Origin of the sequence: Dactylosporangium aurantiacum (assembly GCF_000716715.1) — a bacterium.
In the GTDB taxonomy this organism is placed as follows: Bacteria; Actinomycetota; Actinomycetes; order Mycobacteriales; family Micromonosporaceae; genus Dactylosporangium; species Dactylosporangium aurantiacum.
Genome location: NZ_JNYJ01000023.1, coordinates 97,155 through 109,997 on the forward strand (window position 1 = coordinate 97,155; position 12,843 = coordinate 109,997).

Below are 12,843 nucleotides of genomic sequence, written 5' to 3' on the forward strand. Positions count from 1 at the left end.
CCTGGATGGCCCTGCGCCCTGCGCCCTCGAACGAGGACGCAGGGCGTTCGGCGTGGCGGTTACGCGGTCTCGATCCAGATGTTGCGGTAGCGGACGTTGGCGCCGGGGTCGCCGTGGTCCTGCAGGCGGATCGGGCCGCCCGTCGCGCCTTCCGGGGCGCCGGCGCCGGTCGAGCCGTCGATCTCGACGTTGTTGTGCACGGTCACGCCGTTCCACACGACGGTGGCGCGGGCGTTCGCCGTCTTGGTGGCGCCGTCGTACCTGGCGGCGGTGAAGGTGATCTCGTAGGTCTGCCAGGTTTCCGGTGCGGTGCTCGCGTTGCTGGTGGCCGCGTGCTTGAGGTAGAAGCTGGCGCAGTCGTTGTCGGCCAGGGTCGCCTTGCCGTAGCTGTCGAGCACCTGGAGCTCGTAGCGGTCCTGCAGGTAGACGCCGCTGTTGCCGCGTTGCTGTCCGGTGACGTCGGCAGGCAGGTTCGGCAGCCAGAACTCCACATGGAGCTTGAAGTCGCCGAAGGACTGCCTGGTGCGGATGTCGCCGCCGAGGACCTCCATCGAGCCGCCGGAGACCGGCCAGGTGGCCGCGCTGCCGTCGGTCTTCTGCCAGTTGTCCAGGTTGGTGCCGTCGAACAGCTGCGTGCGGGTGACGGCCGCGCCGCCGTTGATCACCCACTTCTGGTTGGCGCCGTTGACGAACTCCCAGATGTGGATCTGGGTGCCGTCGGCGGAGCTGGCACCGGCGGCGTCGAGGACCTTGCCCGACTGCGGGTTGAGGATGGATCCGTTCGCCTGCGGCTGCCAGACCTGCGCGCCGGTGCCGTTGCAGGTCCACAGCTGCACGAGGGTGCCGTTGGCCGTGCCGCTGTTGGACACGTCCAGGCACTTGCCGAGCGCCCGGAACGTGTCGCCGGTGCGCGTCCACTGCTGTGCGCCGGTGCCGTTGCAGGTCCACAGCTGGATCTTCGTGCCGTCGGCGGTGTTGGAGTTGTTCACGTCGAGGCACTTGCCGCCGATGCCGGTGATCGTGCCGGCCGCGCCGGTGCCCGTGGTGCCGTACACCTCCAGTTCGTAGATCCGGGCGGCGAGGTTGCCGTCGCTGGTGGGGGTGGTGACGTTCAACCGGACGTAGCGGGCCGCGGCGGCGCTGATGTCGTGGGTGGTGCTGCTGGCGGTGTTCGCCGTGACGGTCGCCCTGGTCGTCCAGGTGCTGCCGTCGGTACTGGTCTGGATGGTGAAGTCGCGGGTGTTCCAGGCGGTGTTCTCGCCACCGGCGCCGGCGTGCTTGACGACGAACCGGTTGACGTTGTGGCTCGCGCCGAGGTCGACCTGCAGGTACTTGGTGGTGCCCAGGGAGCACCACTTGTCGCCGTTGCCGCCGGAGACGCTGCCGTTGACGGCCTGTGCGGGGCCTTCGGTGGCGGCGCAGGAGCTGTCGGCGGTGGCCGGCTTGTTCAGCGCGAGGTTGCCGGCGGGCTGGGGGGCGCCGGGGATGGCGTTGAGGGTGTACCAGGCCTCGGTGCTCCACAGGGTCTGGCCGTCGGTGGCGCTGAACGGCCGGGGTGAGCGGACGTACACGACCCGGCCGGCCTTGAGTCCGCCGATGGTGAGGGTGACCTTCTTGCCGTCGGCGGACAGCGTCGCCGAGGTGACGGTGAGGGTCTCCTCGTCGATCTTCGGTCCGCCGTAGGCCGCGGTCGGCTGGTAGCGCCACTGCTTGACCCGGTACTTCGTGGCCAGCGCCGCCGCTGTCTCGGTCGACACGGGCTTGGTGTACTCGATCTCGAAGCCGTTGGACAGGGCCCGCATCGCGAGGATGTCGAACGTGGTGGTGCCGTTGGCGCTGATCTTCTGCAGGCCGTGGCTGAGCTTGCCCTCCTGACCCCAGTTGCCGCCGCCGTGCAGGCCGCCGGTGTAGATCGCGCCGTCCGGACCGACGCTGACCTCGGACACGCCGGCCTCGAGGCCCTGGGTCAGGCGGAACAGCGCGCCCTGGTACTCGCCGTTGACCTTCTCCAGGTACGCCCGCTGCAGGCCGCCGTAGGTGACGTCGCCGATCAGCAGCTGCCCGGCGAAGGTGCCCTGGGTCAGCATGACCGGGGTGCTGGGCGAGTTGCCGATCTCGTTCTGCGGCAGCCAGATCACCGGCTGGGTGACCGGGTTGCCGTCGAAGGGACCGGCTGGGTTCATGTAGTGGTTGAAGAACCGGCCCTGCTTGATGTGCAGCAGTTTCGACGACGGCAGCCAGCCGCCCTGGTTGTCGGTGACGAACAGGCCGCCCTCCGGTCCCCAGCCGATGCCGTGCGGGGTGCGCAGACCGCCGGCGATGTAGCTCACGGCGCCGGTGTTGCGGTCGACCTTGATGGTGGTGCCGCGGTTCGGCGCCGGCTGCGGGTCGGTGGTGGCGCCGCCGTAGTTGATCGACACGGACAGGTTCAGGTAGAAGAAGCCGTCCTGGTACAGCAGACCGAAGGCGAACTCGTGGAAGTTGCCGCCGAACGGCCAGGTCGCGACGGTCCGGTACTGGTCGGTGACGCCGTCGCCGTTGGTGTCGTTGAGCTCGGTGAGCTTCGACTTCTCCGAGACGTAGATCTTCCCGTCGACAATCTTGACCCCCATCGGCTCCTGGAGTCCGCTGGCGGCGCGGATCCGGGTGACCTGGGCGGCGCTGGTGCTGCCGGTGACGTTGCCCAGGATCCACACCTCGCCGGCGGTGTTCAGCGATCCGCCCCAGGTCGCCACCGCCAGGCGGCCGTCGGGGAACCAGTCGAAGCCGGTCACCTGCGGCTCGAACCCTGACGGGCGCAGGTTCGTCAGCGTGTAGCTGGGGTGCACGGAGGTGAGCGGCAGGCCGTCGCCGGGCGAGTCGGCACCGCCCTCGCACTCCTTCTTGCCGGGTGCGGTCACCCGCACCACGCCGGCGTCGGTGCTCAGTGCGGAGTTCGGCACCAGCACGAACGACGACGAGCCCGGCGTCTGCCACTCGAGCGTGAGCTGCTGGCCGCCGTCGCGTTCGAAGTGGTCGATGCGCAGGGCGTGCAGCCCGGCCGTGAGACTGACCGAGCCGTCCTTCGGGATGGGGCCGTGCAGCCCGTCGTGGTTGATGACCACGGTGTTGTCGATCAGCAGCCTGGACCCGTCGTCGCTGGTGAGGCGGAACGTGTACGTGCCGGCGGTGGTGACGGTGACGTTGCCGAGCACCTGCGCGACGAAGTAGTTGTCCTGACCGAAGTCGCTGGTCGAGGTCCAGTTGATGGTCGGCATCAACTTGTCGACGTTCGGTGTCTGCGCGCTCTTGAGCGTGCACAGCTCGTTGAGGGGTGTCTGGACGTCGAACACCCGCAACGTGACGCCGGGTTCCTGTGGTGGTGCCGCGGCGGCGGGGGCGACCCAGAGGGCGGCGGTGAGGACGAGCGCGAACGATCCGAGGACTGGACTGCGGAGTCGGCGTAGCAGTCGGATGCCCATCATTCCTCCTGGAGGTGGGGTCGGTGATGTCCGCATCTGGCGGGAGGGGCGCGATCCGTTGATCCGAGCGCGGGGTCGTCGACGCCGACGACGAACACCATCGAGCTCGCTTGATGGAAACGGACGATAGGGCACTTTCGATCGCCTAGTCCAGAGTTTTGGATCTGGCAAGCAAAAGTTCTATCCACCGGCGAGGAAGTTTGTGACGTTTAAGCGATTTGCCGAATTTCGAACGGCACGTAGGGCGTCTTCCGCTACGCGAGCGTAGCGATACGCTGGTGGGGTGACCCTGCAGGATCGACCGGCGGTTGAACGCGTCCGCCCACCGAAGGCGCCCTACAAGGTGGTGAACCGCATCATGCGAGGCATGCTGTCCTCGCCGCGGCGCGCCCGGCGGGTCGGCCACCACCTGGTGTTGCTGCACGTGACCGGGCGCAAGACCGGCCGGCACCTGGTGTTCCCGGTCGCCTACCGGCGGCTCGACGACGGCCGGCTGCTGGTGCTGACGAACTCCAGCTGGCGGGTCAACCTGCGCGGACGGGCCGAGGTCGCGATCACCCTGCTCGGCGAGCACCGGCCCGCGAGAGCCGAGCTGATCGAGGATCCGCGGACCGTCGCAACGGTGTATCAGCGGCTCATCAACGCCGCCGGGCACAAGAACGCCGGCCGGCGCATGGGGATCCGCATCAACGTGCCCCGCACCCCGACCCTGGACGAGCTCGCCGAGGCGGCGGTGCGCGACGGGCTGTCCGTGATCTACCTCGACCTGGACGCCGGTCCGCGATGACCGCACCGATGGTGGTCCGCGCTGTGGGGCGCACCGGTGCCGATACCGTAGGCGGGTGGCACCTCGGACACCATCGGCACCGCGACGCACGGACCCCCGCGTGCAGCGCAGCCGCGCCGCCGTCATCGCCACGACCCTCGAACTGCTCACCGAGCGCGGGGTGGCCGCCACCACGATCGAGGCCGTCGCCGAGCGTTCCGGCGTCGCGAAGACCACGATCTACCGGCACTGGCCGGGACAGGAGGACCTGGTCCTGGAGGCGTTCGCCGCCGTGCTGCGCCCACCGGCGGACCCCGACACCGGCACGCTGCGCGGTGACCTCGTCGCGCTCGCCACCGGCTTCGCGAAGGCGCTGACGAACGGGCCGGCCGCCGGGCTCATGCTCTCCCTCATCGACGCCGCGGAACGGCAGCCCGCCTATGCCGCGCTGCACCGGCGGGAGGCGCAACTGCGGCACGACGTCATCCTGGCCGTGATCGTGCGGGGCATCGTGCGCCACGAACTGCCGCCCGCGACGGACCCCACGGAGGTGCTCGACCTGATCGCCGGCCCGATCTTCCACCGGCGCGCCGTATCCCGCGGTACCGTCGACCCCGCCTTCGCCACGCAGGTCGTCGACCGAGTCCTGCGCTCCTACGCGACACTCGCGTGAACGGAGCCCGCTTCACCGGCCTACGAGCGCCGTCCGCGCGACGTCCCGGCCCGGGCGGGCACGAAGCTCGACGCCGATCCGCTGGGCCGCTGCGGCCATGTCGCTGTGCATGACCGCGGTCGCGGCGGCCCGCAACGCTTGCACGGTCGCGGCGTTCGGGTCGAGCGCCATGCCGAGGCCGGCTCGCTCGACCGCCGCGGCCGCGGCGAACTGGTCGGTGGAGAACGGCATCACGAGCAGCGGCACACCACGGTTGAGCGCCTCGGTGACGCTGTTGTTGCCGCCGTGAGTGACCGCGAGCGCGGCCCGGTCCAGGACGGCGACCTGTGGCAGGTGCTCCCGGACCAGCCAGTGCGCCGGGACCGTGCCCAGTGTGGCGGTGTCGGACGAGCCGGTGGTCAGGGCCACCCGGACGTCGAGTGGGCGGAGCGCGGCCACGACCCGCGCCAGGACGTCGCCGCGGGCGGACAGGAAGCTGCCGAAACTGACGTAGACGATCGGCCGCGGATCCGCCTGATCGAGCCAGGCCGCGGTTTCGGCGTCGGCCGTCTCGTCGCGAACGGCGGACCCGAGGAACGTGTGCCGGGGCAGCAGCGCCGTACGGGCCGGGTCGTGGAGCCGGTCCGGATAGTTCAGCAGCAGGTCAGGGCCGGAGATGGCGAAGGCGTCGTCGACGGCCGCGGCCGCCGGGTCGAGCACCCGCAACGCCTGGTTCCAGTCGTCGGTGAACTGCTCGCGGACCTCGACGCTGCGCTTTCGGAGCGCCTCGAGCGCTACGACGTCCGGCCGCAGCGTCGCCGGCCACGCGGTGGGGTATCCGTACAGCTCGCCGGGGACGACCAGGGCGGTGGGGTGGCCGAGGACCACATCGGCGTAGCGCGTGCCGGACGCGGTGAGGGCGAGCCTGGCCGTGAACGCGAGGTGGTCGACGAGGATCTCGTCCGGCCGGACGGCGTCGAGCACCCGCAGGACGGCTCGCGCGGTGTCCAGCGGCTGCCACAGCAGGTCGCTCCGGCGTGCGTCCGCCTGGAACTGCAGCGTGGCGACCATGCCGGCGGCGGTGGCGGCGAAGAAGCCGCGCAGCGCGTCGTCCTCGCCGGCCGGCTGTTGTTCGGCGCGGATCACGCCCGGGTTGGAGCCCCGTCCGAGCCTCAGGTCGACGCGGGTGAACCCGAACGACCGCACGATGTGATCCGTCGCGGGTCCCGTCGCGACGACGACGCGTTCGCCGGCGTCGTGCCAGGCGGTGGCGAGCGTCGCGAGCGGCAGCAGGTGCGAGGCGTAGTCCGGGCTGATCACCAGGAGCGTCATGCCATGACCTGACCACGGTGGACGGCGGCCTGATAGACCTCGGCGAGCGACGCCGCCATGGACTGCACGGCGAAGTGCTCGCGGACCATGCGGTACGCGCGTTCGGCGCGTTCGTCGGCGTCCGCGGACGCGGCGAGGTCGAGTGTCGCGTGCATCGCCCGCGCCAACGTGTGCGGGCCGGTGTCGTCGACCAGCACGCCGGTGACACCGTCGTCGATGTAGGTCGCCGGGCCGCCACTGGCCTTGGCGACCACCGGCAGGCCGGCGGCGAGTGCTTCGAGAATGGCCAGGCCGAACTCCTCCTTGACGCTGCCGCTCACGTAGGTGCCGCCGGGTGCCACGAGCCCGGGCCGGCCCGTGCGGGCGGCGGCGAGCCAGCACGCGACGACGGTGTGCGGACGGTGGCCGGCGAGGATGAGGCCGTCCGCGGGCCGCAGGTCGCGCATCGCCGCGGTGACGCGATCCAGTTCGCGTCGCTCCTCCGGGGACGGATCGGCGAGGTCACCGCCGACGACGAGCAGGTTGCACCGGGCGCGCAGGTCGGCGTCGCCGGCCCAGGCGGCCACGACGGCCGGCATGTCCTTCACCCGGTGCAGCCGGCCGACGCTCACCGCCAGCGGCAAACCCCGCCGCTCGGGCGGCAGCGCGGCGACCAGTGCCTCCAGCTCGGCCAGTGCCGGGGTGGCGGCGCCCGCCGCCGCGGCCCGCGCGGCGTCGGTCACGGACAGGTCGATGCCCTCCGGCACGACGGTGCACCGCGGGTCGTCGTCGACGTCCAGCCCGAGCAGATCCTGGAGTGCGGCACGCAGTGACGGGCGGGGCAGCACGACCACCCGGTCGGCGCGCTGGGCGAGGTCGCGGACGAGCTTGGCCCGGTACCAGAAGTGCTCGCGTTCGTCGGCGTCGCCGAAGTTCGCGCGGGTGAGCCCGCCGTCGCGCTCGAGTGCACGGATGAGCGCGTGCGGGTCAGGGGCGAGGGTGAACACGACCGGTATGTCGAGCTCGTTGGCGACCTCGGCCGCGACGAGCGTCCCCACGTCGGCCATCCGCAGGTGCAGCACGTCGACCGGGGACCCGCGGCGCAGCAGGCGGCGCAGGTTGCGGCGCACGGTCACGCGCGCCGACCAGGCGCCGGCGACGTCCCGCGCGTCCGCCGGCATCGGCACACCGAGCAGGTGATGACCCGCGCGTGGCGGGACCGTCGCGGCCGCGACCGCGTCGGCCAGGCTGCCCCGGGACAGGGTCAGCACCCGTCGTACGTCCGGAAGCCGCTCGAGCGCGTCACCGAGCCGCACCAGCAGCGTGGCGATGCCGCCGTTGTCACCCTTGCCCGTCCAGGTGAGCTGGTGGTCGAGGTCGGCGTGCAGGAACAGCTGGGCGACGGTGAGACCTTCGCCGGGCGACGGCGCCGGCGGGTCGAGGTCGGCCATCGCCAACCGGGCCGTTTCCGCGAGCGGCCCAGAGCCGGACGACAGCCGCGCGACGATGGACGTCGCCGCCTGGTCACCGGTACGGTCACCGAGCGCGTCGACGGCGGCCATCCGTACGACGTCGGGCTCGTCGTCGCTGTCGGCGACGTGCCGCAGCGCCCGGCCGGCGATCGGCCCCGGGACCAGGCCGAGCATCTCGACCAGCCGGGCGCGCACCGTGGGTCCCTGCGCGGATGCGAGCGCACCTTCGACGGCGAGCGCCACGTGCTCGGCGGCGGCGCTGGACCAGGTCTCCAGGGTCCGCTGCGCCAGGACACCGGAGAAGCCGCCGGCCGTGACGAGCGCGACGAGGCGCCCGATCGCGTCAAGGCGCGGCAGCCGGGAGTTCAGGGCCCACGCGGCGTGCTCCCGGACGAATGCCCGCGGGTGCGAGAGCAGGTCGGACAGCACCGCGTCGGCGTCGTCGTCGAAGGCGCGGCCGAGCGCGTGCACCGCCGCGATGGCCGTCGGCTCGTCCGACGTGTCATCGACCGCCTGCGCCAGCAGTCGGACGGTGTCCTTGTCGGCACTGAGCGCGACCGCGCCGGCCAACGCATCGGCGATGTTCAGCACGTCGACGATCGACGGCGCGCGCCGCAGCCGTTCGAGCACCGGACGTACAGGCGTGTCGTGCAGGGCGTTCACAGGCAGTACCTTTCCCGCGGTCACCCTGAACTTCGGGCCGGCCGGGCCTGCTGGATGCGGCATGTCGGATTCGTCACGCCGAGTTCACCGAGTCGTCGATCCGCGGGTACCTTCGTCACCTCCAGCCGCTGTGCACGACTCCGAAGGAGTCTCAGGATGATCGAATTCACCAGTGCCATCGGTCCTCTCGCCATGTGGTTCGGTCCCGCTGCCGGCGACCGCGAAGCCTCGAAGTCCGCCGACAGCACAGGTCCCGACGCCGCCACCGAAGACGTCGATCGCCGCCCTGAGCCCGACCCGCGGACCGCCGCGCCGCTCACGGGGCGACCCAGCTGGACATGGACGACCCGCCCAGGCGGAGGGCGCCGAGGGTACCGGTGAACCGACACGAACCCGCGCTCAGCGGCCGGGCGGTGCGTCCGCTGCGCCGTGCACCCGCACCAGCCGCCAACCGGCGATGCCCAGGGTTCCGTGATCGCCTGCCGCCGGGGCGGCGTCGATCGCGACTGCGGCGCGACACCACGTCTTGCCGCCACGCGCGTCGCGGACAGCCGGGCTCGCTCCCGTCACCGCCGTGACCGCTCGCGCTTGCGTTGGTACATGGCGACATCCGCACGGTGCAGCAGCTGCTCCATCGACTCGCCCGCGCGATGGACCGCGACGCCGACGCTACCGCTGATCTGCGCCACGCCGACCGTCAGCACGAACGGCTCGTCGAGCGCGGCACCGAGACGTTTCGCCACGTCGGCGGCGTGACAGGCAGCCGCGACACCCTGCAGCAGCACCACGAACTCGTCCCCGGCGAGCCGGGCAAGCAGCCCGTCGGCGGGAACGACGCCACGCATCCGGTCGGCTGCCGCGACCAGCAGCTCGTCACCCGCACGATGGCCGAGGTTGTCGTTGACATCCTTGAAGCGGTTGAGATCGAGGAGCAACAGCGCTACCGGGTCGCCGGCCATGTCCGTCACCGCGGAATCCAGCCGCGCGAGGAACTGTGCCCTGTTCGGCAGGCCGGTGAGCGCGTCGTGCATCGCAGCGTACCGAGCCTGCGCCTCCGAACGGCATCGGCGCAACGCACTGGAGACCGTGACGCCGACGGCATCGGCGCTGACGCGCTCGTCGACGGAGAAGGTAGCTCTTCGCCCGCAACGCCGCACCATCAGTACCCCGCCCTCGGTCAGCGGCACGGCGAGTGTCGCTGCCGAACGCGTCCTCACCTCGCGACTGCGGCTGTCGGCGACGCCATCGGCGAACAGCTCCTCGAGCGGTGGGAGCGGACCGCCGTCAGCGGCGGCCACCTGCGCAACGCCCAATTCGCTTCGGTACAGCAGCGCTACAACGTCGGCGGACATGGCCGCCCGCACCTGCTCGACAATGTGCCGCACCAGCCGGTGCTCGTCGTCCTCCGACAATGCCCTGGTGCCGAGTTCGGCCACCAGTGCGTGCAGACGGCGAGCTCGTTCGCGATCGTTGATCAGCTGGGCCACTCGGACGATGAGCAGCACGACGATGCCCAGCACGCCGAGGCCACCGAGGGACATCAGCCGGTCACCGCCGACCTCGACGAACACCCCGGCGATGGCCAGCGACAGGGCGACACCGAGCAGCACGACCCTCGCGTACGGCAGGTCACCGCGCCGCTCGACCGGCACCGTCAACGCGGTCATGCCTGGCGCGAGCGCGGCCGCGCCCAGCAGCAGGCGACTGAGCCCGGCGAGAATGTCGGCACCCACGACCGAGTCGATGATGCCGCTGTTCGTCATCGCCAGCGAGATGCCGATGAACTGGCCGGCAACGGAGCCGAGGAGCAGCAACCACGCGCTCGGTGACCGCCGCGCCAGGAACAGCAGGCGAAGGCTCGCCGCCAGCGTCACACTGGCGGTCACCGTCAACACCAGCACCACCTGCTGCGGCACGACCGCTCGGTCCGGCTGCCCGGCAAGGAGCAACTGCCGCAGGCCGACAGCGAGCGCGAGCGCGAGGATCCAGCCGTCGAACGCCTCCTCGCGGTCCTTACCGCCCCGCATCCGGACCAGCGACAGCGGTGCGACGAGGAACGCGAGGTTCCCGATGAGCACCACGAAGATCATCACGGCTTGCGGCGTAGCTCCGCCGGTCAGCATCTTCGGAAACGCCGTGCAGCTGATACCGACCGCAAGTACCAGCCAGATCCAGGCACCGCGCGGCCGGTACGACCGCACTCCGACGGCGACGGCGGCCACGGCGACGACAGCGGTACAGACGCCTGCGAGAGTCTCGGCCGCCGGGACACCGGCGACGAGCACGGCCATGAGGAACGCACCGAGCGCGGTGTACCCTACTGCCCACCTGCTCACTGCATGCAGTTCGGTCGGGGCAGGGCAATCTTGAGGACTCCGGCCGGTGGCTCACGATGCGCACCGTCATGGTCCCGGCGGCATCGGGCGGTCAGCGGCGTCACCCGGCCTCGAGTCATACTGGCCACGGTGTGGTGGTCACACCCGCCAGCTCGGCAGCCGCGCGGTAACCACCCATGAGGTCGTGAAGCTCCAGGATTTCCAGGATGTCGTGTCACAGCGCGCTCGGCACCGGCGAAGCCACGCGGTCGTGAACGTACCGGCGAATCAACGGGGCGACGGTGAACCGCCCGTCCGGATCCTCTCGGACGAGGTGGGCGGCGCACAGCAGGTCCAGCCAGCGCGCTGCGGCGGTCGTGCCTCCGCCGGTGAGCGCGGCGGCCGTGGCCGGCGACACCGGACCGGTCGTGGCTGTGCCCATGCGGTGCAGCAGCTGGCGGGCCGGTGCGGGCAGCAGCCCGTGCGACGTGTCCAAGGTGCCGGTGAGGGCCGCCCACGCCGGGTCCATCCGCCGCCATGCCCGCAGGCCGTGGGCGGTCCGCAGCTCCTGCACCAGGGTGCTGATGCGGCGGTGCGGCCGGTCCAGCAGGGTGCCGGCGGCGATCCGCAGCGCCAACGGGAGTCCCGCGCACAATCGTACGAGGTCCGTGGCCGCGTCCGGCTCGGCGTGCACCCGGGCGGCGCCGACGAGCGCGCCGAGCAGCTGCCGGGCCGCGGCCGTCGACAGCGGGCCCACCTGGACCCTGGCCATGTCGTGCCTGGCGGTCAGCGCACCGAGCCGGACCCGGGCGATGATCACCACGAAGGCTTCGGAACCGCCCGGCAGCAGCGGTTCGACCTGTGCGATCGAGCTGGCGTCGTCGAGCAGCAACAGGACGCGCCGGCCGGCCAGGACGGACCGTAACCGCGCCGCCGCCTCGAGCACGTCGCCGGACGGGCCGGGCACGCCGAGGGAGCGCAGCAGTCTGGCCAGCGCGTCGGCGGGTTCGACCGGTCCGGAGGGGCCGTTGAGCTCCAGGTAGAGCTGGCCGTCGGGGAACTGGCCGGCGGCCCGGTGCGCCCAGTGCACGGCCAGGGCCGTCTTGCCGGAGCCCGGCGGTCCGTGCACGAGCACCGCGGGTGCGGCCCGGGGCCCGTCGCGGGGCGGCAGACCGTGCGGTGGTACTGGCGCCCGCTGAACCGTGCCGGCGGCCTGGTCCAGCAGGCTCAGCTGCTGCGCGCGTTCGGTCAGGCCGGCGGGTACGGCGGGCAGCTCCCGCCGCACCGCCGGGGTGCGCACCTGGACGGTGCTCGGGCGCCTGGGCCGGGCGAGCGGGCCGGACACCTCGGCGTCGACGGTGTCGCCGTCGCGGCGCAGGATCGCCAGGTTGAGCGACTGCAGCATCGGGCCCGGCTCCAGTCCGAGCTGTTCGGTCAGGATGCGTCGGGCGGTGCGGTACGCGGCCAGGGCGTCGGCCTGCCGGCCGGCGCGGTACAGGGCCGCCATCAGCAGACCGTGCAGTTCCTCCCGGAACGGGTGCGCCACCGTCATCGCCCGCAGCGGTTCGACGAGGTGCGCGGGACGCCCGAGCCGGAGTTCCAGCCGCACCCGGTGCTCGAACGCCAGCAGCCACCGCTGCTCGATGCCGTGCGCGGCACTGGCCAGGTACGGGGTGGTGAGCCCGTCGAGGGCCGGGCCGCGGCGCAGCTGGAGCGCCTGGCCGAGCAGCGCCGCCGCCCGGGCCGCGGCGCCGGCGGCCTCCAGCCGTTCGGCGGTGCCGGTCAGCGCGCGGAACTGGTCCAGGTCGAGGTCCCCGTCGCGGGGTCTGATGGTGTACCCGCCGGGCGCGGTGCCGATCAGTGCGTCGGCGGACGGCACCAGCTGCAGGGTCCGGCGCAGCCGCCCGATGCGGTTCTGCACCTGGATCCGTGCGCTGGCGGGCGGGTCGGCGCCCCAGGTGGCCTCGACGAGCTGGTCGGTGGAGACCACCTTGCCGGCGTCGAGGAGCAGCGTCGCCAGCACCGCGCGGCTGCGCACGCCGCCGATCGCCAGTGTCTGTGCGCCGATGGTGACGGTGAGCGGTCCCAGCAGCCGGAACAGCGCCGGCCCGGCGTCCGGTGCCGGTGCGCTGTCCGGGTCTTGCCGCGCTGCACGCATCGTGCCCCCCTCGTCCGGTGACGCGTGGGCCCAGCATGATCGGCG

Annotated in this window: 7 protein-coding genes; 2 read left to right on the forward strand and 5 right to left on the reverse strand. The window is 71.9% G+C overall.

Features of this window, described 5'->3' with window-relative positions:
• Positions 1–59: 59 nt before the first annotated feature.
• The gene (locus tag OP18_RS25800; RefSeq protein WP_033361598.1) at positions 60–3,461 is read right to left on the reverse strand and encodes a 3-keto-alpha-glucoside-1,2-lyase-like domain-containing protein; all 3,402 of its coding nucleotides are present in this window, start codon (positions 3,459–3,461) and stop codon (positions 60–62) included.
• A gap of 283 nt (positions 3,462–3,744) precedes the next feature.
• Between OP18_RS25800 and OP18_RS25805 the strand changes: the two genes are divergently transcribed.
• Both OP18_RS25805 and OP18_RS25810 read left to right on the forward strand, forming a co-directional pair.
• Positions 3,745–4,248, forward strand: coding sequence for a nitroreductase/quinone reductase family protein (locus OP18_RS25805; RefSeq protein ID WP_156089773.1), 504 nt, complete (start codon positions 3,745–3,747; stop codon positions 4,246–4,248).
• 100 nt (positions 4,249–4,348) lie between these two features.
• Positions 4,349–4,900, forward strand: coding sequence for a TetR/AcrR family transcriptional regulator (locus OP18_RS25810; protein WP_033361599.1), 552 nt, complete (start codon positions 4,349–4,351; stop codon positions 4,898–4,900).
• A 12-nt stretch (positions 4,901–4,912) separates the two neighbouring features.
• Here OP18_RS25810 and OP18_RS25815 read toward each other — a convergent pair whose 3' ends face one another.
• From OP18_RS25815 to OP18_RS25830, 4 genes are all read right to left on the reverse strand, one after another.
• Entirely contained in the window at positions 4,913–6,211 is a 1,299-nt protein-coding gene (locus tag OP18_RS25815; protein WP_033361600.1) for a nucleotide disphospho-sugar-binding domain-containing protein, read from the reverse strand.
• On the reverse strand, positions 6,208–8,325 hold the full coding sequence (locus tag OP18_RS25820; protein ID WP_211273673.1) for a glycosyltransferase: 2,118 nt from the start codon (positions 8,323–8,325) through the stop codon (positions 6,208–6,210). Before OP18_RS25820 ends, OP18_RS25815 begins: the two co-directional genes overlap by 4 nt.
• A gap of 566 nt (positions 8,326–8,891) precedes the next feature.
• Positions 8,892–10,616, reverse strand: coding sequence for a GGDEF domain-containing protein (locus OP18_RS53015; RefSeq protein ID WP_156089774.1), 1,725 nt, complete (start codon positions 10,614–10,616; stop codon positions 8,892–8,894).
• A gap of 259 nt (positions 10,617–10,875) precedes the next feature.
• Entirely contained in the window at positions 10,876–12,798 is a 1,923-nt protein-coding gene (locus OP18_RS25830) for an AfsR/SARP family transcriptional regulator (protein WP_052387314.1), read from the reverse strand.
• Between the last annotated feature and the right edge of the window lie 45 nt (positions 12,799–12,843).